This is a genomic window from Bradyrhizobium sp. AT1, from assembly GCF_001590795.1.
In the GTDB taxonomy this organism is placed as follows: domain Bacteria; phylum Pseudomonadota; class Alphaproteobacteria; order Rhizobiales; family Xanthobacteraceae; genus Bradyrhizobium.
The window spans coordinates 4,022,638-4,048,227 of the sequence record NZ_JXDL01000001.1; the positions used below are offsets into that span (position 1 = coordinate 4,022,638).

The 25,590-nt window shown below is 63.0% G+C and carries 25 protein-coding genes and 1 pseudogene; 8 read left to right on the top strand and 18 right to left on the bottom strand.

Annotated features, from left to right (window positions below):
• A partial coding sequence (locus SE92_RS18780) for a phosphoribosylamine--glycine ligase (RefSeq protein WP_502686768.1) occupies window positions 1-495 on the bottom strand: 495 nt, incomplete at its 3' end.
• Between the two features lie 469 nt (window positions 496-964).
• On the opposite strand from SE92_RS18780, the gene SE92_RS35940 reads away from it, so the two are divergent.
• Both SE92_RS35940 and SE92_RS18790 read left to right on the top strand, forming a co-directional pair.
• Window positions 965-4,303 (top strand): metallophosphoesterase, encoded by a 3,339-nt coding sequence (locus tag SE92_RS35940; RefSeq protein ID WP_157095550.1) that lies wholly within the window; start codon window positions 965-967, stop codon window positions 4,301-4,303.
• 224 nt (window positions 4,304-4,527) lie between these two features.
• Complete coding sequence (locus tag SE92_RS18790) at window positions 4,528-5,949, top strand: hypothetical protein (protein ID WP_063197341.1); 1,422 nt, start codon at window positions 4,528-4,530, stop codon at window positions 5,947-5,949.
• 252 nt (window positions 5,950-6,201) lie between these two features.
• Here the strand turns inward: SE92_RS18790 and SE92_RS18795 are convergent.
• Window positions 6,202-6,500, bottom strand: a pseudogene (locus SE92_RS18795) (transcriptional regulator).
• A gap of 199 nt (window positions 6,501-6,699) precedes the next feature.
• Between SE92_RS18795 and SE92_RS18800 the strand changes: the two are divergent.
• Complete coding sequence (locus SE92_RS18800; RefSeq protein WP_063197343.1) at window positions 6,700-7,467, top strand: IclR family transcriptional regulator; 768 nt, start codon at window positions 6,700-6,702, stop codon at window positions 7,465-7,467.
• On the opposite strand, the gene SE92_RS18805 is transcribed toward SE92_RS18800, so the two are convergent.
• The 3 genes from SE92_RS18805 to SE92_RS18815 form a co-directional block, all read right to left on the bottom strand.
• A complete protein-coding gene (locus SE92_RS18805) occupies window positions 7,464-8,222 on the bottom strand; it encodes an SDR family NAD(P)-dependent oxidoreductase (RefSeq protein ID WP_063921225.1) in 759 nt (252 codons plus the stop codon). The genes SE92_RS18800 and SE92_RS18805 overlap by 4 nt on opposite strands.
• A complete protein-coding gene (locus tag SE92_RS18810; protein ID WP_084251848.1) occupies window positions 8,219-9,457 on the bottom strand; it encodes an ABC transporter substrate-binding protein in 1,239 nt (412 codons plus the stop codon). Before SE92_RS18810 ends, SE92_RS18805 begins: the two co-directional genes overlap by 4 nt.
• A gap of 82 nt (window positions 9,458-9,539) precedes the next feature.
• The gene (locus SE92_RS18815; RefSeq protein ID WP_198172702.1) at window positions 9,540-10,343 is read right to left on the bottom strand and encodes an acetoacetate decarboxylase family protein; all 804 of its coding nucleotides are present in this window, start codon (window positions 10,341-10,343) and stop codon (window positions 9,540-9,542) included.
• A gap of 163 nt (window positions 10,344-10,506) precedes the next feature.
• On the opposite strand from SE92_RS18815, the gene xseA reads away from it, so the two are divergent.
• Window positions 10,507-12,129, top strand: a complete 1,623-nt coding sequence (gene xseA, locus SE92_RS18820; protein WP_063197347.1) for an exodeoxyribonuclease VII large subunit — start codon at window positions 10,507-10,509, stop codon at window positions 12,127-12,129.
• 152 nt (window positions 12,130-12,281) lie between these two features.
• Here the strand turns inward: xseA and SE92_RS35945 are convergent, their stop codons facing one another.
• The gene (locus SE92_RS35945) at window positions 12,282-12,434 is read right to left on the bottom strand and encodes a hypothetical protein (protein WP_157095551.1); all 153 of its coding nucleotides are present in this window, start codon (window positions 12,432-12,434) and stop codon (window positions 12,282-12,284) included.
• Between the two features lie 257 nt (window positions 12,435-12,691).
• On the bottom strand, window positions 12,692-13,516 hold the full coding sequence (locus SE92_RS18825) for a dienelactone hydrolase family protein (protein WP_063197348.1): 825 nt from the start codon (window positions 13,514-13,516) through the stop codon (window positions 12,692-12,694).
• Window positions 13,517-13,735: 219 nt separating this feature from the next.
• Between SE92_RS18825 and SE92_RS18830 the strand changes: the two genes are divergently transcribed.
• Window positions 13,736-13,966 carry a DUF2093 domain-containing protein gene (locus SE92_RS18830; RefSeq protein ID WP_063197350.1) on the top strand — a complete coding sequence of 77 codons (231 nt, stop codon included), beginning with the start codon at window positions 13,736-13,738 and terminating at the stop codon, window positions 13,964-13,966.
• A gap of 32 nt (window positions 13,967-13,998) precedes the next feature.
• Here the strand turns inward: SE92_RS18830 and SE92_RS18835 are convergent, their stop codons facing one another.
• From SE92_RS18835 to SE92_RS18865, 7 genes are all read right to left on the bottom strand, one after another.
• Entirely contained in the window at window positions 13,999-14,304 is a 306-nt protein-coding gene (locus SE92_RS18835) for a hypothetical protein (RefSeq protein WP_063197353.1), read from the bottom strand.
• Window positions 14,305-14,461: 157 nt separating this feature from the next.
• Window positions 14,462-15,478: a tetraacyldisaccharide 4'-kinase gene (lpxK, locus tag SE92_RS18840; RefSeq protein WP_063197355.1), complete on the bottom strand. Its 1,017-nt coding sequence runs from the start codon at window positions 15,476-15,478 to the stop codon at window positions 14,462-14,464.
• Window positions 15,471-16,787 carry a 3-deoxy-D-manno-octulosonic acid transferase gene (locus tag SE92_RS18845; protein ID WP_063197357.1) on the bottom strand — a complete coding sequence of 439 codons (1,317 nt, stop codon included), beginning with the start codon at window positions 16,785-16,787 and terminating at the stop codon, window positions 15,471-15,473. The genes lpxK and SE92_RS18845 overlap by 8 nt, the downstream gene beginning before the upstream one ends.
• A complete protein-coding gene (locus tag SE92_RS18850; RefSeq protein ID WP_063197359.1) occupies window positions 16,780-17,499 on the bottom strand; it encodes a lysophospholipid acyltransferase family protein in 720 nt (239 codons plus the stop codon). The genes SE92_RS18845 and SE92_RS18850 overlap by 8 nt, the downstream gene beginning before the upstream one ends.
• The gene (locus tag SE92_RS18855) at window positions 17,496-17,738 is read right to left on the bottom strand and encodes a DUF4170 domain-containing protein (protein ID WP_063197361.1); all 243 of its coding nucleotides are present in this window, start codon (window positions 17,736-17,738) and stop codon (window positions 17,496-17,498) included. The genes SE92_RS18850 and SE92_RS18855 overlap by 4 nt, the downstream gene beginning before the upstream one ends.
• 63 nt (window positions 17,739-17,801) lie before the next feature.
• Entirely contained in the window at window positions 17,802-18,611 is an 810-nt protein-coding gene (locus tag SE92_RS18860) for a 3'(2'),5'-bisphosphate nucleotidase CysQ (protein ID WP_063197363.1), read from the bottom strand.
• A complete protein-coding gene (locus tag SE92_RS18865) occupies window positions 18,598-20,001 on the bottom strand; it encodes a TldD/PmbA family protein (RefSeq protein ID WP_063197365.1) in 1,404 nt (467 codons plus the stop codon). The genes SE92_RS18860 and SE92_RS18865 overlap by 14 nt, the downstream gene beginning before the upstream one ends.
• Window positions 20,002-20,266: 265 nt before the next feature.
• Between SE92_RS18865 and SE92_RS18870 the strand changes: the two genes are divergently transcribed.
• Complete coding sequence (locus tag SE92_RS18870; RefSeq protein WP_063197367.1) at window positions 20,267-20,785, top strand: DUF6101 family protein; 519 nt, start codon at window positions 20,267-20,269, stop codon at window positions 20,783-20,785.
• 112 nt (window positions 20,786-20,897) lie between these two features.
• Here SE92_RS18870 and ubiA read toward each other — a convergent pair whose 3' ends face one another.
• Together ubiA and SE92_RS18880 are read right to left on the bottom strand one after the other, a co-directional pair.
• Window positions 20,898-21,836, bottom strand: a complete 939-nt coding sequence (gene ubiA / locus SE92_RS18875) for a 4-hydroxybenzoate octaprenyltransferase (RefSeq protein ID WP_063197369.1) — start codon at window positions 21,834-21,836, stop codon at window positions 20,898-20,900.
• Entirely contained in the window at window positions 21,833-22,510 is a 678-nt protein-coding gene (locus SE92_RS18880) for a hypothetical protein (RefSeq protein WP_063197371.1), read from the bottom strand. Before SE92_RS18880 ends, ubiA begins: the two co-directional genes overlap by 4 nt.
• A gap of 209 nt (window positions 22,511-22,719) precedes the next feature.
• On the opposite strand from SE92_RS18880, the gene SE92_RS18885 reads away from it, so the two are divergent.
• Window positions 22,720-23,475: a 16S rRNA (uracil(1498)-N(3))-methyltransferase gene (locus tag SE92_RS18885; RefSeq protein WP_063197373.1), complete on the top strand. Its 756-nt coding sequence runs from the start codon at window positions 22,720-22,722 to the stop codon at window positions 23,473-23,475.
• Here the strand turns inward: SE92_RS18885 and SE92_RS18890 are convergent.
• Window positions 23,472-24,485, bottom strand: a complete 1,014-nt coding sequence (locus SE92_RS18890; protein ID WP_063197375.1) for a helix-turn-helix domain-containing protein — start codon at window positions 24,483-24,485, stop codon at window positions 23,472-23,474. The genes SE92_RS18885 and SE92_RS18890 overlap by 4 nt on opposite strands.
• A 10-nt stretch (window positions 24,486-24,495) precedes the next feature.
• Entirely contained in the window at window positions 24,496-25,062 is a 567-nt protein-coding gene (locus SE92_RS18895; RefSeq protein WP_245324643.1) for a hypothetical protein, read from the bottom strand.
• 135 nt (window positions 25,063-25,197) lie between these two features.
• On the opposite strand from SE92_RS18895, the gene SE92_RS18900 reads away from it, so the two are divergent.
• Window positions 25,198-25,431: a hypothetical protein gene (locus SE92_RS18900; RefSeq protein WP_063197377.1), complete on the top strand. Its 234-nt coding sequence runs from the start codon at window positions 25,198-25,200 to the stop codon at window positions 25,429-25,431.
• Window positions 25,432-25,590: the final 159 nt, after the last annotated feature.

Below are 25,590 nucleotides of genomic sequence, written 5' to 3' on the forward strand. Positions count from 1 at the left end.
GGCGTCCTCCGCCTCGCGCACGGTCTTGGCGACGACGACGCCCTTGCCGGCGGCAAGCCCGTCGGCCTTGACCACGATCGGCGCGCCCTGGCTCTGCACGTAGGCGCGCGCGTCATTGGCGTCAGTGAAGCGCTTGTAGGCACCCGTGGGAATGCCGAACTCGGTGCACACCGCCTTGGTGAACCCCTTGGAGCTTTCGAGCTGCGCGGCCGCCTTGCTCGGCCCGAACGCCTTGATGCCGGCGGCGGTGAGATCATCGACGATGCCGGCCGCCAGCGGCGTCTCCGGCCCGACCACCACCAGCTCAACCTTGTTGGTCCTGCAGAAATCGATCACCGCGCCATGGTCGGCGACATCCAGCGCCACGCATTCCGCCTCCTTCGCGATGCCGGCATTGCCGGGCGCGCACCAGAATTTGGTCACCAGGGGAGAGGCCGCGATCTTCCATGCGAGAGCATGTTCGCGGCCGCCGGAACCGAGGAGGAGAATGTGCATCGAGGGCTCAGAATGAGGGGTTTTGCTGGGGCGGAGGTCGCATGAATTGCCGCGAGTCTCAAGGGGTGTTGCCCCAAACTCCCCGTCATTCGGAGGCGCGCCTCTTGGCGCGAGCCCGAAATCCACCAGGCCGCAGCGAAACTATGGAATGGGTCAGATGACTATTGCTCGTTGGTTTCTTGCTTCGTGCCGCTGTGCCGACCTTAGGATCTGAACTAGCTCCACAACGACGGCCCGGATCGGAATCATGCCTCAGCCTCCGTTGGAGGAGCTTGCTTCCGCCAAGGCTACGCGCCGGCGACTACCGCGGCATGATGAATTGATCTGCGCAAGGTTGGAACCATTGATTCCGTCCGCTGACCTTTGACAGCCAATGAGTTTTCGTTGCAGTCTCGTCATAGTTGCGACCACGTTCAAAACAACCTATTTCGAGACGCACCCTCCTTTTAGCAGCCTAAAGTAGAACTTAATGACAACCACATCTGTCGATGACGATTCCCTGACTTGGCTGCATGTTACCGATCTGCATGCTGGCATGGGCGGTCAAGATTGGCTTTGGCCCACCTTCAAGGCTTCATTCTACGAGGATCTTGCAGTGATGCAGGATGCTGCCGGGCGTGTCGATACAGTGATATTTTCCGGCGACCTGACGCAAATGGGTACACGGAAGGACTTCGATAGGCTTGACGAAATCTTGTCTGAAATGTGGGATGCTTTTGCGAAGCAAGGCTCAAAACCCGCCCTCGTCGCCATTCCGGGCAACCACGACGTTCAGTGGCTGGAGAAGCTGGGACCTGCTCATCAGGTGCTGAAGGAATGGTGGGCGTTTTCACATCTACACGATGAGTTTTTCGCCGATGATAAAAGTCCTTACCGCGCGGCAGTTGAAGAGCAGCTAAACGAATTCAGTCTGTGGCAAGATCGGCTAGATGCCTCAAACATTCCAACCTTGAAGCCCGAGAGCGTGGGACTACTGCCGGGGGACCAGTCGCTTGCAATTCAAAAAGGAAAGCTAAAGATCGGATTGGTTCTACTAAATTCGACGTGGCTACAGATCGATGGCGGTGAGTATCTGGGAAAACTTCACGTCGATGCTCGCCAGCTCCACGGCGTTACCAATGGAAGCCCCGCGGCTTGGTGCGACAATCATGATTTGAACTTCCTAATCACGCACCACCCTGTGGATTGGCTCCATCCCGATAGTCTCGCCTTCTGGGACAGCGACATAAATCCATCGCAGCGGTTTGACGCGCATTTTTACGGACATATGCACGCACCAGCGAGCCAAAGTGTTTCGGCGGGCGGCGGTAGCGTTAGACGATCTGTGCAAGGCGCCTCCCTGTTCGGACTACGAACGATTGACAAAAAGCTCGATCGAATACACGGCTATTCCGTCGGGCGAGCACGCCGCAACAATTCCAATATTGAAGTTAGAGTTTGGCCTAGGATTTTGACAAGCCGACAAGATGGCGCGAAATCATTAGGACGCGACCAGAAGTTTCATCTGAGAGAATCAGATGGGTCTTACCAGTTGATCGACCGAGGCCTTCCGGACGGCAAGGCACGAGAAGCTGAAGAGCCTCCACCGCTCCAATCAACGGCTCTTCAGATTCCGACTAAATCTGAAGATATCCTAAAAAAGGTACGTTATCATTTACCACTACTCCCCGCGCATCAAAGTGTTCGGAGAATAGAACAACAGGCTAGCTTGGACGCACTTTCTACCCACCGCTGCCTTTGGCTAGTTTCTGAATGGGGCATGGGCGAAGATGGTTTTCTGTCGAGCGTCAAGCAAGCTAGAGGTCACATAGCGTCGCCGACGTTTCGCGTCGACCTCAGCGATTTCGTTAATCGCGATCATTTACTCGAGGATGTTAAGAGGAAACTAGGTTGCAGTCTCGACCGTTTCGCCGAGGAAGTGGCGAACGTTGGCGTCTCATATGTCCTCTTCGATGATTTCCCCGTGAACTTCACGGACGCTGAGAACGACACCTCTGCCGAAGACGACCTCCAAGAGCTGGTCGCCATAATCCTCGAATTTTGTCCACAGCTCAACGTCATCATAAAGACGCGCCGTGCTCCAAAGCGCCCCACATTTCCCGTTATTGAAGTTGCCGCGCTCGACGTCGCCGACTTGAGAGCTTACGTCTTAGACCATGAAAAGGGCGGACCTGACCGCGCCAGCACTGCCACTGTTGGCGCCCTACATCGCCACACAGACGGCATCCCGACGCGCGTTGACCAAGCCCTCAAACACTTAGAGGTAGTCACGCTATCGGAACTTCTAAGCTCGAATACCGACCTAATGATGACAACCCCAGTCGGGGGACGATTTCACCCTGCACTAGTGCGCTCGCTTCGAGAACTGGGAGAATCATCGGATGCGAATCAACGCAGAGTCTTTTCGCTACTGAAGGCGCTGATGATATTTCCTCAGGGAGAACGGTTATCCCGAATTAAGCGCTTCAACTTGAATGCGCCGTTCTTCCTTCCTCACGCCGAAGAATTGCTAGATCGGCAATTGATCGAGGTAACAACTCTCCAGAAGATTGAAAGCCAGACATCGGACACTCAGGCACGCACGCTAGTTGTGCCACGCCAAACGCGCGAATGCCTTCGGGAAATGATGGAGGAAGATGAATTCCGAGAGCTAAACCAAAAGGCTGCTGAGCTTTATTTCGGAGACCGTTGGAAATCGGGTCTCATGAAGTCGAAGGCTGCGTACCGTTTTGATAATCCCGACTGCCCGATCGGAGACATTCAGAATGCAGCCGCGATTATTTTAAGACTTTTCGCTGACGCAATAGAGCACGACGATCATCGTGAAATCGAGCGCTCCTTGGGTTTGGCGCACTCTTTTGCCGGCACGTTGATTGACGGGGATCACTTCAGCGGAGCCGTCAATTTCTGTGAACAAATCCTCCCGCTCATAGGAGAGGATAGCGACTCGGACCACCGATCACGCTTGCTTGCCGACTACGGCAGATCGCTCCGCATGATAGGCGAAACTGAGAAAGCACGCGACACCCTGCTCGACGTCGCGGAGCACCCCTTTCCATCTGCGACCAGACAGATCGTACTGGTCAGCCTAGCCCTGTGCTATCAATCTCTGGATGACAGCGATGGAGCAAGGGAATACGCGCAACTCGCTCTATCCATAGACAAGCATTCGGCAAGTGCTTTGCAAGCACAATCCATCTTGATTAGACTCGACGACAATGCGCCGAGACGACAACAACGTCTAGCAGCCCACGAAACTAAATGCCGAAAGCAGAATGCTAACGTTGTCGCCAACAACATAGCCATTCTCCGAGCCCGGGAGTCGAAGGATGAGACGCAGATAAAGAAGATTCTTGCGCCTGTTATGAGTCTTTCCAGCGACAACAAGGATCACTATAATCAGACTCGAGCAATTATCGAGCTTTCTCAGCTGTCTTCGACACTTGGAGACAAAGAGATGTTTCAGTTGATGAACGCGTACTATTTCCTTTTTAATGAACGCATACCCTCGTTGTTTGATCGCTGTCACGAAGCACTATGGGGCGGCTTCGAAGCTCGCAACGACGCCACGAACCTGTTCAGTCTTTTCCGCTACAGTTCACTGAATTGGCGGCTTCGCGGGCATGAAGAGTTTGAGAAGAAATATATTCAGCAGTTGATTTCGAAGTTTGGATCAGCGTTAGCAATCGAAACATCCGATCGCTCACCGCGAGAACTCGCTTATCTCAAAGCAAGGGCAAACGCCGCTGGCCTGCTGGCCGCACCAAGCACAAATGCCTTATCCTCAACAGCCAGGAAAGGCGATTGATCGCAGCAAGTAACGTCCGATTGTTGGAATTGCGGTGACAGTCCAGGACTGTCACCGCAATCCTATGTGAGGCGGTCTGGCCTAAAGAGCGCCTTGTATTTGGCTGGCGGTTTCTTCGTGGGAGGTTTCGCAGTGCCCGACAAAGAGGGAGCCGACGAAGGCGAGCGCAACGCACGGGTCGATAGCTGCGAACAAATTGCCATTGACAATAATGCATTCTTAAGTTGAGCTTCTTTCTTTTCTTAAAGGGGGAGCTTATGAAGTGCTTTGTTACTATTATCGGCATTTTGTTCGCCTGCATGTCCGACATGGCGAGCGGCACAGAGACCATTGTCGACAAGAAGAATCCCATGAGCAGCAAGGTCAGCATTGTCGCGGGCGGCTGGGATGCGGCCGTGCATGCTGATGCGTCCTATCGCGCTTTCGTCAAGGCGCATCCACAGCCACTTGGTCGATATGACTTCTATTATTCCTTAGAGATCGTTCCACAATTCAACAACAAGTACAACGACTGCGCCGACAATCCTAACTTCATCAATTTCTTCAAAGCGCTGTTCGGAGTCACAAACGGCGTGGTACTTTCAGTGAAGGCAGACATCCAACAACGATTGAACGGTCGAGTGGCTGTTGATCTACTAAAGGGAGGCAGCCAACTCGTTCTAGCAGCGAGAGGTGCGAGTTCGGGCACAGCGACCGCAGGTAACGGCTGCTTCTTTGACGAAACTCTTCGACCGACGTTTCCAATGCTTCAGTGGAATGGAGGCGGGACAAAAGATGAGTTTGACGATTTTCGGATCAAGTTCATCGTCGTTGGAGGCAAGACAGAAAACATCGCCGCGGTCCAAAACCTAGTCAGCCTCTTTAGCTCGGCGAGTGCAGCGGCGGGCTGGGCGTCTGGAGCCGCTTTCCTAGCCTCTCCGGTGGTCGCAGCCGAGCAAAAGGTTGCACAAAACTTTCAATCTGCTTTGCAGGCCGCAGGGACGCTGCAAAACCAAGTTTCGAAAGGCTACGTGCTAAAAACGCACTTTGCGCCTGACGATAGTGAAAGGAATGGCAAGATTACCATTGAAATTCCCAGCCTCTTTGACAATCCTGATGAGAACCACGGAAACTTGGTCATCTATGTTCGGAGGCATGGATCGATAGTACTTCAGGGGTCAGGGCCCATTACTCCAGAGACAATCTTCAACAGCGTCGAACTGGCGAACAGACAATGCAATATGGTCTCTATCGCCGGCGGAAGTTGTACAAATAGTGGAAATGACTCAATACGAACTGCACTCGCAAAAGCGCTTAAGTCGGTTGATAGCGGCTTAGGAGATGGCGCAAATCCGATAGCTCCATTGATCGACTACGCGAACCGCCCAAAGAGCGTCTACAACATTTGTAAAGGCATTCGAACTGTCGCACGCCTCCAACTTCATCTCAGCACCCTCGATGAGATGCTCGTTCGTTGGGCCTTCACCAAGGAGGCCGGCTTTCAGGAGGAGTTGGATAAAGCTGCTGGGAGCAAGGAGGAGAAAGAAAAACTTGAAGCAGCTACCGGTCAAAAGCTGGAAGCAATTCAAAGCATGTGTTGGAACAAGGGCGACAAAGATATTGTCGAGAGCGTTGCTCATGATCTCAAGAGAGACTTGCTTCATTGAGTAGCATAGATGATCGAAGCGCCCGGTCGCAACGACCCTAGTAGGAGCGGCCGGGACGTTGCTGCTACAAAACTAAATGCAACGGTTAACACTATTGGTGGCGGCCCTCCGCGTAGTCTCTGTCATTCTGAGGGCGCGCCAGCGGGATCTCGGAATTCAGCTGGCAACTGCATCGATGGCGAAATAGATTTCGGATTCGTCGATTTGCGCCGCCCCGGAATGACGGGGAGAGAAAGCGCTGGTCCGCGGGGCCTACCCCTGCTTCCCCGCAATAATCTCCTGCAACGCCGCCACATGCCGCGCAAGCGCGCCGCGCCCAGCGGCCGTGGCGGTCACCGTGGTCTGCGGCTACTTCGCCACGAAAGCCTCCTCTACCGACACATAGCCCGCCTTGCCAGCGTCTCGATATGCGCGCCGAGATTGCCGTCGGTGGCGCCGGTGAGTTTCTTTAGCCTTGAAAACTTCAGGGCCGCCGACACGAGCAGTGCCTTCAGCGCTGCTATGATCTTCAGCCGCAGCGGCTGGTGGATGATGTCGTCGAGCTCGGCCACCAACCGCGCCGCATCCAGAGCCCCCCCGACGATCAGGCCGCCGCCGTTGACGAAGGCCGTCCAGAGCGGGGAACGCCTCGCCGATGAGAAGAAGCCGATCAGCGTACGTGGCCTGGGCGGGCGACTTTTCGCCGCGCCAACGATCGGGTACAGGGAGTCGAGATGTGCTCGCGCGAGCGAACCCCACAAGGCCTGATGGATGACCGCTGAGAAATTGCAGCCAGGAGCGCCCGCCCTGGAAAAAGGGCTGGATCTTCTGGAGGCGCTGGCGGGCGCGTCGCGGGGGCTCACGCAGAAACAGCTCGCCGAGACCGTCGGCCGCTCCGTCAGCGAGATCTTCCGGATGCTGGTGGCGCTGGAGCGTCGGGGCTATGTCGCGCGCGACCCCGCAACCGGCGAATATACTCTGACGCTGAAACTGTTCCGGATCGCTTCGCAATTCCCGCCGACCGAGCGGCTGCTGAAGGCGGCGCTGCCGGTGATGGAGCAGCTGGCCTCCCGCGTGCAGCTGTCCTGCCACCTCACGGTGTTGCACGGCGAGCAGTTCATGGTGATCGCCCGTATCGAGCCGGAATGGCTGATGGGCTGGTCGGTCAAGGTCGGCGCGGTGTTTCCGCTCACGCAGCAATATGCTTCGGCGAAGGTCCTGGCGGCCTTTCAGCTCGAGGGCCGGCGCCAGGAGCTTGCACAGGTCATCGCCGCCAATGACCGTATCAGCGCCAAGAAGGCGCTCGCCGCGCTCGACCGCATTTCAGCGGACGGGGGAAATTTCTCCAACGACGACGGCTATACGCGCATCCTTGCCTATAGCTGCCCGATCATCGAAGCCTCCGGCCGCGCGGTGGCGGCGATGACCGTCCCGCTGGTGAGGCAGGATCAGATCCCCGCCCCCGAGGCCAGCACCATCGCCGCCGAGCTGCGCAGCGCGGCCAGGATCGTCTCCGAGAAGATCGGCGGCGTCTCCTAGGTTGCGGTCATCCCTCCATCCACGACCCAGGCGGCGCCATTGACATGCGCCGCCTCATCGGAGGCGAGGAACGCGACGATGTTCGCGACATCCTGCGGCCGGCCATGAGCCACCGCATCGCTTCGGCGCAAGGCGATGCCGCCGTCGCGCGCCTGGCCTTCCAATTCCCGGATCATGCGCGACTCCACCGGTCCGGGCAGAACGGCGTTGACCCTGATTTTCGTGCCGGCCACATCCAGCGCCGCCGTACGCGTCAGTCCGAGCACGGCGTGCTTGGAGGCGACGTAGCCGGCAAGCCCTGCACGCCCCCGGATCGCAGACGTCGAGGCGGTGTTGATGATGGCGCCCGTCCCACGCTGCATCATGCGTGCGAGCACGTGCTTGAGGCCCAGAAATACCCCTTTCACGTTCACCTGCAGCAGTTGATCGAATGTCTCGTCCGGATATTCGTGGAGAGGCGCGACGACGCCCTCGATGCCTGCATTGTTGGCGAAAATGCCGATCGGTCCCAGGCGGTCTTCGGTCGCCTCGACGAAAGCGACCGTATCCTGAGCAAGCGAAACATCAGCGAGAATCGCGAGTGCCCTCGCCCCGGCCTGCTCGACCAGCCGCGCCGTAGCGTTGGCGGCCGCTTCATCGCGGTCGACGATAGCGACCGCAGCGCTCATCCGCGCCAGCTTCAGCGCAATGGCGCGTCCGATATCACCGCCGCCGCCGGTGACGAGCGCCACCGGCCGCCGGTCACTTGCGGTCACGACTTCAGGAACTCGCAGCCGCCATCTGCCAGAGGCCGCCAGGCCTCGGACGGCGCAATGGTCTTGACCAGCTTGTAATAGTCCCAGGGATATTTGGAATCGCCGGGAGATTTCACCTCGAACAGATACATGTTGTGCAGCTTGCGACCATCGGCGCGCACGCTTCCCTTGCCGAACAGGGGATCATCGGTCGGCAGCTTCTTCATCTGTTCGACCACCGCCTTGCCGTCACCGGAGGCGCCGAGCGCCTCCACCGCCTTGAGGTAATGCAGCGTCGTGGCGTAGGCGCCGGCATGCAGCGCGGTCGGATAGCGCCCGTTGTTGCGCGGCGCGAATCGCTTGGTCCAGGCGCGGGTATCGTCGTTCAGGTCCCAGTAGAAGGATTCGGTGAACTGCAGGCCCTGCGCGATCTTGAGGCCGAGCGAGTGCACGTCGCTGAGATACAGCACCGTCGCGACCACGCGCTGGCCGCCCTGGGGAATGCCGAATTCCACCGCCTGCTTGATGGAATTGATGGTGTCGCCGCCGGCATTGATCAAGGCGATGATTTCCGCCTTCGAAGACTGGGCCTGCAACAGGAACGAAGAAAAGTCCTGCGTGTTGATCGGCGTGCGCACGCCGCCGAGGACCTTGCCGCCGGCTTTCTGCACGACGTTCTTGATGTCGCCTTCCATGGCGTGGCCGAAGGCGTAGTCGGCAGTGAGCAGGAACCAGCTCTTGCCGCCGCTCTCGACAACAGCGCGCGCGACACCCGACGAGAGTGCGTATGTATCATAGGTCCAGTGCACGAGATTGGGTGAGCAGGACTTGCCGGTGAGGTCGGACGAGGATGCGCCGGAGACCAGCAGCGTCTTGTTGTTCTGCTGCACGACGTTGCGGACCGCGAGCGCGACGGCTGAATTCGGCGCATCGACGATCACGTCGACGCCCTGGCGATCGATCCATTCGCGCGCGATGTTGGCGCCGACATCGGCCTTGTTCATGTGGTCGCCACTGATGATTTCGATCGGCCGGGTCATCTTGTGGGCCGCCTGGAAATCCTCGACCGCCATTTTGGCCCCCAGCACCGAGCCCGGACCGGTGACATCGGCATAGAGGCTGGACATGTCCGTCAGCACGCCGATGCGAAGCGGTTTTGCATCCTGCGCCTGCGCACCAAGACCTGTCATGCCCAAGGCAAGGCCACCAGCGCCGGCCAGCAACCCGCGGCGGCTCACCCGATATCGATCGACCATCTCAAACCCTCCCTGCCTCGCCCGTGCTTCTGCACGTTGATTTGCCGCCCGCACGTGCATTGCGCGCAGGCTGATCTTGTCGTTACGGAACGAGCCGTTCGATGAGCCGCCGGTCCTCGACCTCAAATCCGCCGCCATACACGTCCGACACCATGAAATGCGCGCCCAGGATTTCCGGATCGAGGTCGGCGATGGGATCGTACGCGCTGGCGTGCAGGGTCATGGTGGCGCGGCCGGGCGCCGGCTTGGAATATTTCAACGGCGTGCGGCGATAGACGATGTCGGCATAGGCGGTGGCGAGCCGCTCGGGATCCGGCAGGCGGCGCACGTGGATCTCGCCCGCCGGCAGTTCGTCGCCGTCGACAATGCGTATGACAGGTGCCGAACTGTCCGGCGTGAAGGAGAAATCGGCGAGCGGAATGCCGCGGCGCCGGACCCACCCCGTGATCGATCCGTCGGGATGCTCATCGAAAGCGTAGTTTGTATCCTTCTTGGTGTAGCCGAACACCTCGCGCCCGGCGCAGATCCCCATGGGATCGCTGCAATACATGAAGATATGCGTCTCGGTGAACAGCCCCTTGTAGCGCACAGGCACCGAGATCATCAGGTCGAACATCTCTCCGGCGTGCACCGCCAGCGAATGGCCGGGCGAGCGCATGAAGCGGAAGGCCACCCGATCGCTCGCGATCTCGAACGGGGTGTCGGCCAGCAGCGCGGCGACCTTGCCCGGCGCGACGCGGGTCATGACCTCGACGGTGCGCAGGGTGCAGCCCCACTCGACAGGATAGGCCGGCGAATAAGGCGGGTTGACCCCGCTGTTCGGCTTGAGCCGGTACGGCCCGAACATGCGTCCGCGCGGGTCGTTGGGATCGGTGACCACAGCCATCAGGTCCGCTTCCTCTCATATATGATTTTTAATTTTCATATATGAAATATGAGACGAGTCAAGCTCCGCTCGCAGGGGCCTGCTCGCCGCACCGAATCGGTTGGCGCGGCGCGGCGAAAATCCTTAACGTCGGGCTCGATCCCCCAACCCGAATCGTTTGCTCATGCCGCCTGCGGAACCACTTCACAACGCGCCCGAATTCACCGTTTCCGAGCTCTCCCAGTCCCTGAAGCGGACAGTGGAGGACACCTATGGCCATGTCCGGGTGCGCGGCGAGATCTCCGGCTTCCGCGGCGCCCATTCCTCCGGCCATTGCTATTTCGCGCTCAAGGACGAGAGCGCCAAGATCGAGGCGGTGATCTGGAAGGGCGTGCACGGCCGGATGCGCTTCAAGCCCCAGGAAGGGCTCGAGGTGATCGCCACCGGCAAGCTCACGACCTATCCGGGCTCCTCGAAATACCAGATCGTGATCGAGGCGCTGGAGCCGGCCGGCATCGGCGCGCTGATGGCGCTGATGGAGGAGCGCAAGAAGAAGCTCGCCGCCGAAGGGTTGTTCGACGAGGCGCGCAAGCAGCTGCTGCCCTGGCTGCCCGAGGTGATCGGCGTCGTGACCTCGCCGACCGGCGCCGTGATCCGCGACATCCTGCACCGGCTGGAGGACCGCTTCCCCCGCCGCGTGCTGGTGTGGCCGGTGAAGGTGCAGGGCGAAGGCTCGGCCGAGCAGGTCGCGGCCGCGATCCGCGGCTTCAACGCGCTGCCTGAAGGCGGCAAGATTCCGCGGCCCGATGTCTTGATCGTCGCGCGCGGCGGCGGCTCGCTGGAGGACCTCTGGTCGTTCAACGAGGAGATCGTGGTGCGGGCCGCAAGCGAGAGCATGATCCCACTGATCTCGGCGGTGGGCCACGAGACCGACATCACGCTGATCGACTTCGTCGCGGACAAGCGCGCGCCGACGCCGACAGCGGCGGCCGAGATGGCGGTGCCGGTGCGCAGCGATCTGTTCGTCGAGGTCGCCGATCTCGGCCGCCGCACCCGCGCCTATTGGCAGCGCGCCCAGGAAAGCCGCCGCAGCGAATTGCGCGCCGCCGCGCGCGCCCTGCCGGCGGCCGGCGATCTGCTCGCCATTCCCCGGCAGCGGCTGGATTCGGCGGGCGCGTCCCTGCCCCGCTGCCTCAAGGCCAACACGCACGCGCATTTCCGCCGGTTCACCGCCGCCAGCTCGAAGCTGACGCTGCGGGTGCTGCACGGCCAGATCTCGCAGGCCGATCATCGCCTGACGGTGTGCGGCGAGCGGCTCGGCCTCTCCACGCGCTCGCTGCTGCGGCGGCGGCGCGACCGCTTTGCCGGGCTCGAGGTTCGCTTGCGCGCATCAAAACTCTCCAATGCGCAGGCGCAGCGCAACGCCATTGCCCGTCAGCGCGAGCGCACGCATCGCCTCAGCGAGCGCGCCGGCCGCGCGCTGCTCACGCTGCTGCAGCGGCTGGAGGCGCGCGTCGAGAACAGCGGCAAGCTGCTGTCGGCCTTGTCCTATCGCAGCGTGCTCGCGCGCGGCTTCGCGCTGGTGCGGGACGAGGCCGGACATCCCGTGCATGCGGCGGACAGCGTCGGGCCGAACGCGCGGCTCGAGATCGAGTTCGCGGATGGACGTGTCGCGGCGACCGCAGATGCGGATCGGCCCGCACCGACCGCCAGGCGCGCGCCGGCGCCGCCAAAATCGGCTGCGGCGGATGCCAAGCCCGCGCCAAAGCGCGTGGCCAAGGCGGTGGATCAGGGCAATTTGTTCTGAGGCATGATAGCCGCGCGTCATTACAGGTGTCATTCCCCGCGCAGGCGGGGAATCCAGTACGCCGAGGCTTCGCGGAGACTCACAGGCGTCTCGGAGTACTGGATCGTCCGCCTTCGCGGACGATGACAGCGAGTATGTACGACGAGCCGTGCCTAGCGGCAGGACAATCCCGCGTCGATCGTGGTCCAGAAACCGCAATGCTCCGGCGCGCGCTGGGGGGCGCCGGCGTGGGCCTCGTACAGGAAGACCGCGAGGGAGAACACGGCGAGTGCGGAGAAAAGCGTGATGCGGTTGCGCATGAGCATTGCGTTTAATCGACATCGTGGTCGAACTAAGGCGCCGTCACGTGCTGAAACCGGTTTGACGCGCGATCCGTAAATTACTGGTCGGCCATACTCCGTGCAGGGCGGTGGTCGATGCGGGGCTGTCCGCCTCACGTTGTTCCTCGGGCGGCCCCGCTTCGCGTGGGTTGCGTAGCCCGGATGGAGCGCAGCGCAATCCGGGGCTCGTGCCCCACGTTGCACCGTCCCGGATTTCGCTGCGCTCCATCCGGGCTACGAAATTAGCGCGCCAGCCACTGCGCGACGTCCTTCTGCGACTCCGCGCGCGCTTCCGCATTCGTGCCGAGATGGCCGCGCTCGGGCGCGGCGGCGTCGTTGCTGCCGGCCGCTGCGTGCAGCGGCGTGTTGGCGCGGTCGAAATCGTGATAGGCGCCGGGATAGACCACGATGCGCGCGAGCGCGCTGCGGCCATGCGCGCCCTCCACCATCTGGCGGCAGGCCGGCGGCGAGGAGACGTCGTCGTCGGCGCCGATCAGCACCAGGGTCGGTATCCGCGTGCTCCAGCCGAGGCCGGCGGAAATCCGGCAGTCCGGATAGAACGCGATCGCGGCGCGGAAATCGGGCTCCGGATCGCGCGCCGCGCTCTGCGGGCGCACGGCCCAGAGCAGCGCGCTCGCACCATTGGCCCAGCCCATCAGGCTGACGCGGTCGCGCGCCACCCAGGACTGCTTCATCAGCCAGGCGCGCGATGCTGCGACATCGGTGACGCGCTCACGCCGCGCCTTGAGGTGCATCTCCTTGACGCGGCATTGCGGCCCTAGCTCGCGCGAGCCGTAGCTGTCGGGCAGCAGCACCGCATTGCCCGCCCTCAGCAGGCGCTCGGCCCAGTCGCGATAACGCGGCAGCACGGGATCGGAATGGCCAGCGAGCCCGCCGCAGCCATGCAGCGCGATCACGGTCGGAAACGGGCCCGCTCCCGCCGGCTTGTAGAGCTGCGCATGCAGGACGCCGGACGCCAGCGGAATCTCGACGGCTTGCGGCGCCGGCGCGGCGCGCGCGGCCGACATCAGAAGCGTCAGGAACAGGGTGGTCAGTCGAAGGCGCATCGGACTCTGCCGTAGGGGGTGCCGGAACCAGCGATCCTTCGGCCGAGCATTATCATGCGGAAACGGCGGCAAAACATCACAAACCGGTGGGTTTACCGGGCGGACAAGCCGCCCTATCTATGCTAGATCCCGTCCAACACATCTTGCCCTCCAAGGTCTGCCTTCAAGGTTTTTCTTCAAGGTTTTTCTGGAAGCGGCCTTCCACGGAGACTTTCGACCGTGCTGAACAAGTTCGGCCCCTCGGGCCATGGCGAAGCCCAGGTGCAGTATCTCGACGGCGACTTCCGCGTGATCTCGCCGGGGACGTTCGTGCGCTGCGCCATCACCGACACGCGGATCCCGCTCGACGAGCTGAAGTACTGGAGCGTGGACCTGCAAGAGGCCTATGCCACGCCCGCCGCCGTGCTGCAGCGGCATTTTCCCGGTGCGCCGAAACCGCAGGACTCGTGATCTCGCAGCTCCCGTAGGGTGGCATCGCTCGACTATTGCTGCTCGGGACCATCCGTACCCACGCAAGTCTTGATCGCACTCTTCCTGGCTTCGCCGACGATCTTCTGATCGATCGCCTGCTTCAGGCAATCGAGCCGCGCCCGCGCCAGGCAGAGCTGCAGCTGGTCGCGCTTGTCCTGTCCCTTCAGGCTCGCCGTGGTGGCAAGGCACGTCACACGCTTGGTCGCGGGGACCGGCACCGTGGCGGTCGGGCTTGCCGTCGGCGCTGGCGTTTGCGCCAGTGCAGGCGCGATGATCAGACATGCAAGGCTGGCGGCAATGACAGACGGTCGTTTCATCGAATTCTCCCGATCGTCCGAGATCGATAGAAGCCTTGCGATGAATGTCGGCTGAATGGTGGTGCCGTAGGGTGGGCAAAGCGCAGCGTGCCCACCTGTCTCCGAACGCAACAGATCGTGGGCACGGCGCAAGGGCGCCTTTGCCCACCCTACGATATCAGCGTCTCGAAAATCTTCGCTCGCGCGCCTTGTAGAGCTGGTCGCTGATCAATTGCTTCAGCTTTGCCGGCTCGTCGAACTCGAGATGGACGACGAACGGGACGATGTCATCAGGCACGCCCTCGCTGCCGCGCAGGCGTGCGAGGTCCTTTTCCGTCGTCACCAGCGTGAGCTGATCGCGCCTGGCCTCCGCTGCGAGGGCTGCGATCTCCTCGCGCGAGAACATGTGATGGTCGGCGAAGCCGCGCGTGCGGGCGACGTCGATGCCGGCGGCGCTGAGGGTCCGGAAGAAGCGCTCGGGATCGCCGATGCCGGCGAAGGCGAGAACCCGCTTGCCGAGCAGCTGCGCGAGCGAAGCCGCATCCGGCTTCAATCGCGCGCGCAGCTCCGGCTTGTCCCGCTTGGCGAGCTCGGTCGCAACGTCGTTGGCGGCACGGCCGTCGCCGATCAGCACCAGCGCGTCGGTGCGCGCAAGCTGCGCCGGCAGCGGCGCGCGCAGGGGGCCGGCGGGAAACACCGCGCCATTGCCGAGGCCGCGCTCGCTGTCGATCACGATCAACGAAGCATCCTTGAGCAGGCGCGGGTTCTGGAAACCGTCGTCCATCAGGATCATTGTGGCGCCCCGCGCCTTGGCCAGCGCGACGCCGTCGAGACGGTCGCGCGCGACCGCGACCGGGACGTCGCGCGCCATCATCAGGGGCTCGTCGCCGACATCGGCCGCGCTGTGGCGTGCGGGGTCGACCATGACCGGGCCTTTCAGGCGTCCGCCATAGCCGCGGCTGAGCACCACCGGCGTCTCGCCGAGCTCGCGCAGCAGCTTCGTCAGCGCCAGCACGGTCGGCGTCTTGCCGGCACCGCCGAGATGGTAATTGCCGACGCAGATCACGGGAATGCCGGCATCCGCGCCGGCGCGCAGCATGCGCCGCTCGGTGATGGCGCCGTAGAGCAGACCCAGCGGCTGCAATGCATATGACGTGAAGGAGCGCGGCCGGTACCAGAAGGCCGGCTCACGCATTGGCGGCCCCCATCTCGATCCGCAATTGCAACAGATAGGGCTCGAGCGCCGTCATGGTCCGTTCCAGCCCGCCGCCGAGCTGCTCGACCACGCGGGCGCCGGCGCGCTGCATCTTGTCGCGCAGGGCGGGGTCGGCCAGCAACTGGCCGAGCTGCTTGACGAGGGCCTCCTGCGTGTCGACCTGCCGCGCGCCGCCGCTCCTGTCGAGCGCCTCGAACACGTCGGCGAAGTTGAAGACATGCGGGCCATGGATGATCGCGGCACCCAGCTTGATTGCCTCGATCGGGTTCTGCCCCCCATGATGGATCAACGATCCGCCCATGAACACGATGGGTGAGAGACGATAGAACAGGCCGAGCTCGCCCATGGTGTCGGCGACGTAGATGTCGGTCGTCGCGGTCGGCAGCTCCTCGCGCGAGCGCAACGCCGGCTTCAGGCCCGAGGCCGTGATCTGGCCTGCGATGGAGGAGCCGCGATCGGGATGCCGCGGCACGATTACGGTGAGCAGTTGCGGGAAGAATCCGACGAGGCTGCGATGCGCCGCGACCAGCATCTCGTCCTCGCCCGGGTGGGTCGAGGCCGCGACGACGATGGGGCGCCCGCGCGTCATCGCCATCAGCCGCTCGAGCTTGGCGGGATCGGCCGGCGGTGCCGGCACGTCGAGCTTGAGATTGCCTGTGGTGACCACGTCGCGGCCGCCGAGCGTGGCGAAACGTTCGGCATCGATCTTCGACTGCGCCAGGCAAATGTCGAACCGCGACAGCAGCGCCGAGATGGTGCCGTGCATGCGCTGCCAGCGCGGAAAGGAGCGCGGCGACATCCGTCCGTTGATCAGCACCATCGGCACCCGGCGCGCAGCGCCGGCGAGGATCAGGTTCGGCCACAGATCGGATTCGATGAACAGCGCCAGCGACGGCTTCCAATGGTCGAGGAAGCGCGCGACGTAGCGCGGGGAATCATACGGCACGTATTGATGGATGACGTCGGGCGGAAAGCGCTTGGCGACCACGGCGGCGGACGTGACCGTGCCCGAGGTGAGCAGGATGCGCAGATTGAGATCGCGCAGGCGCTCGATCAAGGCGGCAGCCGCCAGCACCTCGCCGACACTGGCGCCGTGAATCCAGACCAGCGGGCCGTGCGGCCGCACGTCCCGGGACAGGCCGCGCCGCTCGCCGACGCGCGCGGGGTCTTCCTTGCCCTGCTTCAGCCGCCGCTTGATCAGCGCGGGCGCAAGCGGCACCAGGCCGGAGGCCAGGCGCCGATACATCCGCAGCGTGATCGGCAGCGCAATGGGCAGCGATTTAGGCATCTTGAGGCCCCGGGCGGCCGAGCTGCGCGTAAGCGCGGCGGGTCGCCTCGTTCAACGTCTGTTCCAGCTCCAGCCGCAGCGTTTCCATCGTGGCGGCGTCGGCGTCCGGCGGAACGTGGATTTCCTTGATGCCGACCAGCGCGCCCCGCCCGAAGGGCAGGTTGATGGTGGTGCGGTCCCAGTTCTTCAGCCGGATGAAGCGGCTGGTCGCCATCGCGAAAGGCATGATCGGCCGCCCCGATTCCCGTGCCAGCATGATAATGCCGAGCCCGGCCACGCGCGAGCGCTTGGGGACATCGGCGGTCAGCGCGACATTACAACCGGCCTGGAGCGTGCGCACCATTTCCTTGAAGGCGCCGACCCCGCCCTTGCGGTGAAACGCGCCGCCATGATCGCCGGAACCTCTGATGGTGCCGATGCCGAGCCGCTCCGCGGCGATCGCGTTGAACTCGCCGTCGCGATGGCGGGAGATCAGCACCTTGGCGCGATAGGAGGCCTTGTTCTGATTCTTGATGAAGGGCGTGAGGAAATGCTGGCCGTGCCAGAACGCGAAGATCGCAGGGAGCTGCGGCTCAACCTGCGCATAGACGTCGGGCGGATCCAGCGTGAATCTGTTGGTCCGCCAGACCAGACGCAGATATTCGGCCGCCAGAACCCCGACGGCACGCTGAAACCAGCTGCTTCGCAGCGTATTGCGAAGCAGTCTTTTCAACGTGCCGGTTCTTGATTGGGGTCGAGCAGCCGATGGAGATGGACGATGAAATAGCGCATCTGCGCGTTGTCGACCGTGCTCTGCGCCTTGGCGCGCCAGGCGGCGTGGGCGGTTGCATAGTTCGGATAGAGGCCGACGATCTCGACGTCGTCGAGATTCTTGAAGGTGTTTTGGGTGAGATCGACGAGTTCGCCGCCGATCACGAGGTGAAGCAGTTGTTGCGGGGCACTATCTGGCATGAGTTCTGTTCCTAACGGGCTGCCCGGCAAAGCAGTTGTTCGAGAAGCACGACAAAAAGCGCCTTAGGCCAAGGGGCGGTTTCGAAAATGCGCGACAATGCCCGCATGACGATCGCGCCCCGCTGCCACCAGCACCCCGTGCGCCACTTCCCGGCGGTTATAGAGGATGGGTTCTCCGGAGAGGTCACTCATCCTACCATCGGCTTCCTGCACGATCAAATCGGCCGCCGCAAGGTCCCAATCATGGCTGTTGCCGCCCGCAAAAGCCGCATCCAGCGCGCCGTGGGCGACCCGGCACAGGCGCAGCGCAAGCGAGCCGATTCGCGGATGTAGCTTGATGTCGCGGCCGGAGCCGTTGAGCCGCTCCACCAGCGGTTTCGGGCCTGCGACCCGGGAGAAGTCGAGCGCGGATCCGGGCGAGGCCTGCACGGAAGCGCCGTTGAGCGTGGTACCCCGGCCGCGTGCGGCGAAGAAGAACTCATTGGTCGTCGGCGCGAATACCGCGGCCAGCACCGGTGCGGCATCCTCGACCAGCGCGACGCTGACGCACCAGTCGTGATGGCCGCCGAGGTAATTGCGCGTGCCGTCGATGGGATCGACGATCCAGGTCAGCCGCCGCGACAGCCGGTTAGCGTCGTCGACGCTTTCCTCCGAGAGCCAGCCATAATCCGGCGTCGCACTGCGCAGGCGCGCTTCGAGCAGATCGTTGACGGCGATGTCGGCTTCCGACACCGGCGACGAGGCACCCTTGGTCCACGTCTTCAGCTCGGTCCGGAACATCGACTGCGCCAGCGCACCCGCTTCCCGCACCGTGTCTTGCAGCAGCGCCGCGTCGCGCGTCAGGATCGTGTCGTTCGCGTCAGCGTCCGCCAAGCGTCAAGCCCTCGATGCGCACCGTCGGCGCATTGATGCCGTAGCGGAACTCGAGATTGTTCGCCGGCTGCATCGACTTGAAGATCTCGAACAGATGGCCGGCGATCGTCACCTCGCTGACGGGATAGGTGATCTCGCCGTTCTCGATCCAGAAGCCGGAGGCGCCGCGGCTGTAATCGCCGGTGACGCCGTTGACACCCGAGCCAATCAGGTCGGTGACGTAAAAGCCCTGCTTGATGTCGGAGATCAGCTCGGCGGGCGTCGGCGTGCCGGGCTCGAGATGCAGATTGTAAGGGCCCGGCGACGGCGAGGACGACACGCCGCGATGGGCGTGGCCGGTGGTGGCAAGGCCGAGCTCGCGCGCGGTGGCGCAGTCGAGCAGCCAGGTCGTCAGCACGCCCTCGTCGATCAGCGCGATCTTCTTCACCGCGACGCCCTCGGCGTCGAAAGTCTGCGAGCGCAGGCCGCGCTTGCGCAAGGGATCGTCGATGATGCGGATGTTCTTGGCGAACAACTGCTGGCCGAGCTTGTCCTTGAGGAAGCTGGTCTTGCGCGCGATCGAGGCGCCGTTGATGGCGCCGACGACATGGCCGACCAGCGAGCCGGCAACGCGCGGATCGAACACCACGGGCACCTTGCAGGTCTCGACCTTGCGCGGATTGGAGCGCGCCACGGTGCGCTCGCCGGCGGAACGGCCGACGATGCCGGGCGACAGCAGATCGGCGCCATGCGGCGCCGAGGTGAAGTCGTAATCGCGCTCCATGCCGGTGCCTTCGCCCGAGATGGCGGTGGCCGAGATGCCCTGGCTGGAACGCAGGTAAGAACCGTGGAAGCCGGTCGAAGTGACCAGCACCATGCCGCCCATGCCCGCGGACGCCGAGGCGCCGCCGGATTTGGTGACGCCCTTCACGGCGAGGGCCGCAGCCTCGGCTTCGAGCGCGCGGCGCTCGAGCTCGCTCGTGGCGGGCACGTCGGGATCGAGCAGGTCGAGATCGGGGAAGTCGCGCGCGAGCAGCGCGGGATCGGCAAGCCCGACATATTTGTCATCGGGCGCGACGCGCGCCATCGCGACCGCGCGTTCGGCGAGCTTGGTGACGGCATCGCCGCTGACGTCGTTGGTCGAGACCACCGCCTGGCGCTGGCCGACCAGCACGCGCAGGCCGACATCGTCGCCCTCGGAGCGCTCGGATTCCTCGACGCGTCCGTCGCGCACCTCGACGCCTTGCGAGACGCCGCGCACCGCGACCGCATCGGCCGCATCGGCGCCGGCGCGCCTGGCCGCCTCGACCAGCCGCTGCGCCAGATCCGACAGCGCGGATTGGTCGAACAGGTCGCGATTGGCCCCAGATGATTTTTGGGTCGAAGACGTCGAGCTTGGTGAAGAGTTCACGAACGAAATCCTGTTGGGGCGGGGGTTCGGGACCGGAACCCACAGATGTGCCCTAATGGCGCGGACTTCAAGCATTTTCAGCCTGCCAAAAGCTCAGATTCGCCGGTTGCGCGCAACGTCTCGTCAATCATGCGCGCCAAGCTCTTGTCAATCATGAGCAGCAGTGAGGATGGATTAACCAGCCTTTTTAAGCGGTTTCGGAAACGGCCGCGCTAAGGTCCTCGCATCGACCGGGAACATAATCCCGGCGGGGAGAACTAAAGCCGTGAGGCGTCAAACAGCAACATGCGGGGTCGCTCCCGCCGGGTCGAGCCGCTCTCTGCGGCTCGACCCACTTTCCCTTCCGGTCCGCTTCGATGCGCACGATCCGCGCGCCGACGGACATGTCCGGCAGATCGAGCTTCATCGCGAACGTGTCGTGCTGCGCCGTGCCGTCCGCGGCATGCAGATGGCGATCAACGTCCGCGTCAGCGACTTCACCGGTGTCGCGCTGCGCGGCAATGACGAGGCGCAAGCTCTCGTCCTCGTGCATCGCGATCCCTCGCTCTCCGTGCCGCTGCTGGTCGGCGCCGACGGCGAAGAACTCGCGGAAGCCTGGGCGGTCTGGAGCGAGCTGTTCGCGCTGCCGCAACTCGACGAAGGCGCGCGCAAGCCCGCAGCCCGCCGCCGCCGCGCCAATGCGATCCGCGCCCGCCGTCCGAAATTCCTGATGCGCCGCCGCGTTGCGATGGCGCGCGAGCTCATCGTTCATCGCGAAGAGCGCGAGATCATCGCGCGGAATTGAGCGGCAATTTCAGCTGCCGTAGGGCGGGTTAGCCGTAGGCGTAACCCGCCTCTTTGCGTTCTACTCGGACAGAAGTTGGCGGATTACGCTTCGCTAATCCGCCCTACGCATCCTACGAGAGCTGTGCCCGCGTCACCGCGTCCGTCAGAAATCCCGCAAACAGCAGCAAGCCCGCATGCTTGTTCGACTTGAACAGGCGCAGGCACAGCTCGGGATCGTCGATCCGGAGGCGCGCGATCTGCCACGCCAGATGCGCGGCAAAGGCGGCAAGCCCGAGCCAGGCCGGCCAGCGCGCATCGGCGGAGGCCAGGGCGACGCCGATCAACATCACCGCGACGCCATAGAACAGGATCAGCGCCTGATGCGTATGGGCGCCGAACAGGCGTGCGGTGGATTTGACACCGATCAGCGCGTCGTCCTCGGCGTCCTGATGCGCGTAGATCGTGTCATAGCCGATCACCCAGGCGATCGAACCGGCATAGAGCACCAGTGCGGTGACGTCGATGCGTCCGAAAGTGACGGCAAAGCCCATCAGCGCACCCCAGGAGAAGGCGAGCCCGAGAAAGACCTGCGGCCACCAGGTGACGCGCTTCATGAAGGGATAGATGGCGACAACCAGGAGTGAGGCGATGCCGGTCATGACGGCAAAGCGGTTGAACTGCAGCAGCACGACGCACCCGACCAGCGCCAGAGCAACCAGGAAGGCCAGCGCCTGCTTCACGCTGATGTGCCCCGCGGGCAACGGCCGCGAGCGGGTGCGCTCGACCTTGTCGTCGAGATCGCGATCGGTGATGTCGTTCCAGGCGCAGCCCGCCCCGCGCATCGCGAAAGCGCCGATGAAGAACAGGACGATGGTGAGCGGCAGGCCGCGGACGTCATGCGCCATGCCGCTCGCGAGCGCTGCCGACCACCAGCAGGGCATCAGCAGCAGCCAGGAGCCGATCGGACGATCGAAGCGGGACAGGCGCAAATAAGGCCGCGCCCATTGCGGCGCGCGCGTATCAACCCAGTTGCCGGTGGAATCGGCAACGCGGGCGGATGCGTCGCTCATCGGGTGAGGACGTTGCCGTTGAGCGTGTCGAAGGTGCTGCCGCCCTTCTTGCCGGCATTGGCCTCAGGCGCCGAGCCCGAGCCCAGCACCTCGCTCAGCGACGGGCCTGCGGGGCGCGCCTGCTGCTGCTGCATCTGCGTCGCGACGTTGCAGACCTTGGTCGCCATGGCCTCGGTGTTCTTGTGGCCGTCCTTCATCTGCGCGCCGACCTGCGGCGGGATTCCGCATTTGGCGGCGTGTGTGTCGATGTACTTGATCATCTTCGACTCGGCCTGGCTGAAATTGCGGATCAGCTTGCAGGCCTCGTCAGGCGGCGCGTGACGGTCGCTCGCGGCCTTGATCAGCTTGCCGCGCTTCTCGGCCTCTTCGCGCAGGGGCATGAACGCCTTCATGCAGTCCTCGCCGGGACCGGCCTGGGTCGGCGGCGCCGCGCTGAAGGCGCCGGCGCCACCGATCGGTGCGGCGCCGTTCACGGGAAAGGACGATTGCGGCGCCGTGCCCACGGAGGCGGTCGGTGCCGCACCATTCACGGGCGGAAAGGGAGAGCTGGCCGCGGGGGCGCTGGTCGCGGCCTGACCGGGCAGAGGCGCCGGGAACGCGCTTTGCGCATAAGCACCGGCGGCACCCATGGTGACCATGGCGGCAGTGATCGGAACCACCAAATGACGGATCATCAAGAAAATCTCTCCGGCAGGAGCTGACGGGGTCCAGCGTCTTCCAATTGAAGCGCAACCAGCGTGCTCGCGATTTTACGATTCCCGCCGGCCCTTAACAACCCACCGAATAGGGCAAGAGCGCGGCGCGCCGACGCAGCGACTTGGCAATATTTACCCCGAAATGGCTGCTTTCGGTTAATAACGGCGCCAAATTGGACTTTTGAAGCATGCCGTCCCACGATTTTCGCGCTCCCCGCCTGTTCGTCGACACCCCCTTGGCCCAGGACGCCAGGGTCTTGCTCGACCGCGACCAGAGCAATTATCTCGGCAACGTGTTGCGGCTTGCCGCCGGGGCCGAGGTTCTGGCGTTCAACGGCCGCGACGGCGAGTGGCAGGCCGCGATTGAGGGCCGCAAGCGGCCGGACGGCCTCGTCATCCTCCAGCAGACCCGGCCGCAGGACCGGCTCGCCGACCTCGCTTACGTCTTCGCCCCGCTGAAGCATGCCCGGCTCGACTACATGGTCCAGAAAGCCATCGAGATGGGCGCCGCCAGTCTGCAGCCGGTGCTGACCCGGTTCACCCAGGCCTCCCGGGTCAACACCGAGCGGATGCGCGCCAATGTCGTCGAGGCCGCCGAGCAGTGCGGTATTCTGGGCATTGCCACCGTCGCCGAACCGGTCGCCCTGGAGCGCTTCCTCAGCCAGCGCCCGGCCGACCGCCTGCTGATCTTCTGCGATGAGGCGGCCGCGGTCCAAGACCCCATTCAGGCCCTGCAAGCCGCCCGCAGGACCGGACAAGGTATCGACGTCCTGATCGGCCCCGAAGGCGGCTTTGCCGAGGAAGAGCGGGCCCTGCTGCTGCGGCAGCCGGACATCCTGCGCCTCGCGCTCGGTCCCCGAATCATGCGGGCCGACACCGCGGCGGTGGCCGCGCTGGCTCTGGTCCAGGCGGTGCTGGGCGATTGGGGCGATCGGAGGGGCTAGATCGTTTTCCGAGTCCTGCCCAGCAAGGTGTCCGACGGCAGCTCTCCGAAGGCCGCCTTGTAACTCGCCGCGAACCCGCCCAGATGCCAGAAACCGTGCGCAATCGCGCAGGCCTTCACGCTGCGCCGGCCCGCACCGAGGCGCAGCTGCTTGCGGACCGACCAGAGCCGCAGAATCCGGCTATAGCGATGCGGACTGAGGCCGCAAATGGCCTGCGTCGCGCTCTGGAGCGTGCGAACGGACACACCGACCTGGGCCGCGAGCTCAGGCGTCTTGTGCCAGATCGTCAGATCCTGCTGAATCAATCTTTCCATGTCCGCGACGATGCGCCTGTAGCTCTGCATCGTGGACGACACGGCCTCGTCCTTCGTGCCCGTGCGCAACGCAGCATCCATCGTGCTGAGCAGAGATTGCTCGACGGCCGTCAACGAGGCCTGCTCGTTCAGGAAGTCCGGGTCGTGCGCTGCAATTTCCAGCGTGACAGAGACCAGACGGCGTAACGCCGCAAGCGCGTCCGACGCCGGGTTCACCAGATGATAGCCGCGATCCAGTTGCGTCCATGGCTCACGCGGGGGCGGAGTGAAATACACGATGGCTATCAGCCGGCCCTCCGGCTCGTGGACCAGGCAATCAGAGGCCCCTCGCAGCATGACGATGGAGCGGCCCATCGATTGCCCGTTGATGCGAGCCGAGGTCACGTGATCCATCGGCACCACGACGGCGGCGGCAGCATTCGTCAGGTGATAGCCGCGAATGATCCGCGGAAAGGTTTTCACCAGCGACAGGGTCATGCTCGGCAAGCTGAGCCGGGCGCGCATGATTGGCATCGCTCCGGCAGACAAGGGCATGCTGGATGCGCCGGCATACGTCTCCGTCTCGCCGAAATGGTCGATGTCATAGGCCTTGAGCTCGAGGGCGGACGACGGCTTGAGCCTCTGGAAGGACATCAAGCGGTCCGTCGCCTGCTTTGGCGCTCCATCGCGCGCGATATCGAAATGGCCCTGATCCATATGCTGCTGCTTACCTGGCCTTCCTCACGTTCACGGCCCCCTTGGAGGCGCGCAGATCGTCCGGCCCATTGATGCCGGCACGCTTGAGATCTCGAAGCAGCTTCTTCAGCAGCAGCATGTTGGTGTTCTGCAGCTCGTGGTTATTTCCAAACCTGAATGCGTTCTGCTCGGTCACGATCAGTCCGGCCTTGGTTTCTTCGAGAATCTTGCGCCTCTTCAATCCCGTCACGCGGCGGCGCACGGTTTCGAGCGGCAGGCTGAGAAAACGTGAGAGTGCCGCACGCGAGACGCCCTGCTTGATCACATCCGGCTCGACCGCGTGAATGCTTGAGAACTTCTCGTCCAACACCGGGTCGTTCATCACGTGGATGACGTTCGCGTTCAGAACCGCATGAACGATCAGAAGGTCCAGTGGATCGAATTCCTCGTAGTGCCGGAACAGCTCGCTCATCGAGAACAGCATGTAGGCCAGCGTATGTCGCGAGACCGTCCGGATAATATCTGAAGCATTGCGCATGAATCGAAAACCAACATCCATCTTGTAAACGATGGCTACGGCGAGCGGATCATCCGCCATACCCAAATTGAGTATGCGGCGACTTGCCGTCGGTTCTCAATTTATCATTGTGGCTTCAGGCATTCGGCCGCACCGCGACGTCGCTCGCTGATGCGTTCGCGAAGGCGATGACGGCCACTCGAGGTGACGAGAGCGATGGAAGGCAGGGCGGTCAATGACGGCGGCGCGCTGGATACAACAGGATATGAAGAGCTGCGGCTCATCAGGGCATTTCTCCGTCTCACCGACCCCGGCCGAAGGCAGAAGATCCTCAACCTGGTGGAGCAGCTCGCGGAGGACACCGAATTCGCTGCGGCAGGGCCGGCCTTCGTCGCGGCCGACGCATCGGCCCCGGAGCCGATCAGGGACTTCGCTGCCCCCACCGAGTAAGGCTGCTGCTCTCGTCAACAGCCGACACCAGCAGAGGTATTTTATTACCTGTCAAAAATGACAGCGCTTCTCCGTTTCTGGCCTGACTGACCGGCCGCCTTCGCGCCAAACCTCGTTAAGCGATTGATCCTTTGGAGGTCGAAACCGCGGATCGGCCAT

What these genes read in the sequence shown, in the direction of transcription:
- SE92_RS35945 (WP_157095551.1), bottom strand. Translation starts at nt 12,434, where the DNA reads ATGCTCATGCGCAACCGCATCACGCTTTTCTCCGCACTCGCCGTGTTC.
- SE92_RS18890 (WP_063197375.1), bottom strand. Translation starts at nt 24,485, where the DNA reads ATGGATCAGGGCCATTTCGATATCGCGCGCGATGGAGCGCCAAAGCAG.
- SE92_RS18815 (WP_198172702.1), bottom strand. Translation starts at nt 10,343, where the DNA reads ATGGCTGTGGTCACCGATCCCAACGACCCGCGCGGACGCATGTTCGGG.
- SE92_RS18800 (WP_063197343.1), top strand. Translation starts at nt 6,700, where the DNA reads ATGACCGCTGAGAAATTGCAGCCAGGAGCGCCCGCCCTGGAAAAAGGG.
- SE92_RS18810 (WP_084251848.1), bottom strand. Translation starts at nt 9,457, where the DNA reads ATGGTCGATCGATATCGGGTGAGCCGCCGCGGGTTGCTGGCCGGCGCT.
- SE92_RS18825 (WP_063197348.1), bottom strand. Translation starts at nt 13,516, where the DNA reads ATGCGCCTTCGACTGACCACCCTGTTCCTGACGCTTCTGATGTCGGCC.
- SE92_RS35940 (WP_157095550.1), top strand. Translation starts at nt 965, where the DNA reads ATGACAACCACATCTGTCGATGACGATTCCCTGACTTGGCTGCATGTT.
- SE92_RS18835 (WP_063197353.1), bottom strand. Translation starts at nt 14,304, where the DNA reads ATGAAACGACCGTCTGTCATTGCCGCCAGCCTTGCATGTCTGATCATC.
- SE92_RS18900 (WP_063197377.1), top strand. Translation starts at nt 25,198, where the DNA reads ATGGAAGGCAGGGCGGTCAATGACGGCGGCGCGCTGGATACAACAGGA.
- SE92_RS18855 (WP_063197361.1), bottom strand. Translation starts at nt 17,738, where the DNA reads ATGCCAGATAGTGCCCCGCAACAACTGCTTCACCTCGTGATCGGCGGC.
- SE92_RS18895 (WP_245324643.1), bottom strand. Translation starts at nt 25,062, where the DNA reads ATGGCGGATGATCCGCTCGCCGTAGCCATCGTTTACAAGATGGATGTT.
- ubiA (WP_063197369.1), bottom strand. Translation starts at nt 21,836, where the DNA reads ATGAGCGACGCATCCGCCCGCGTTGCCGATTCCACCGGCAACTGGGTT.
- xseA (WP_063197347.1), top strand. Translation starts at nt 10,507, where the DNA reads ATGCCGCCTGCGGAACCACTTCACAACGCGCCCGAATTCACCGTTTCC.
- lpxK (WP_063197355.1), bottom strand. Translation starts at nt 15,478, where the DNA reads ATGCGTGAGCCGGCCTTCTGGTACCGGCCGCGCTCCTTCACGTCATAT.
- SE92_RS18885 (WP_063197373.1), top strand. Translation starts at nt 22,720, where the DNA reads ATGCCGTCCCACGATTTTCGCGCTCCCCGCCTGTTCGTCGACACCCCC.
- SE92_RS18845 (WP_063197357.1), bottom strand. Translation starts at nt 16,787, where the DNA reads ATGCCTAAATCGCTGCCCATTGCGCTGCCGATCACGCTGCGGATGTAT.
- SE92_RS18880 (WP_063197371.1), bottom strand. Translation starts at nt 22,510, where the DNA reads ATGATCCGTCATTTGGTGGTTCCGATCACTGCCGCCATGGTCACCATG.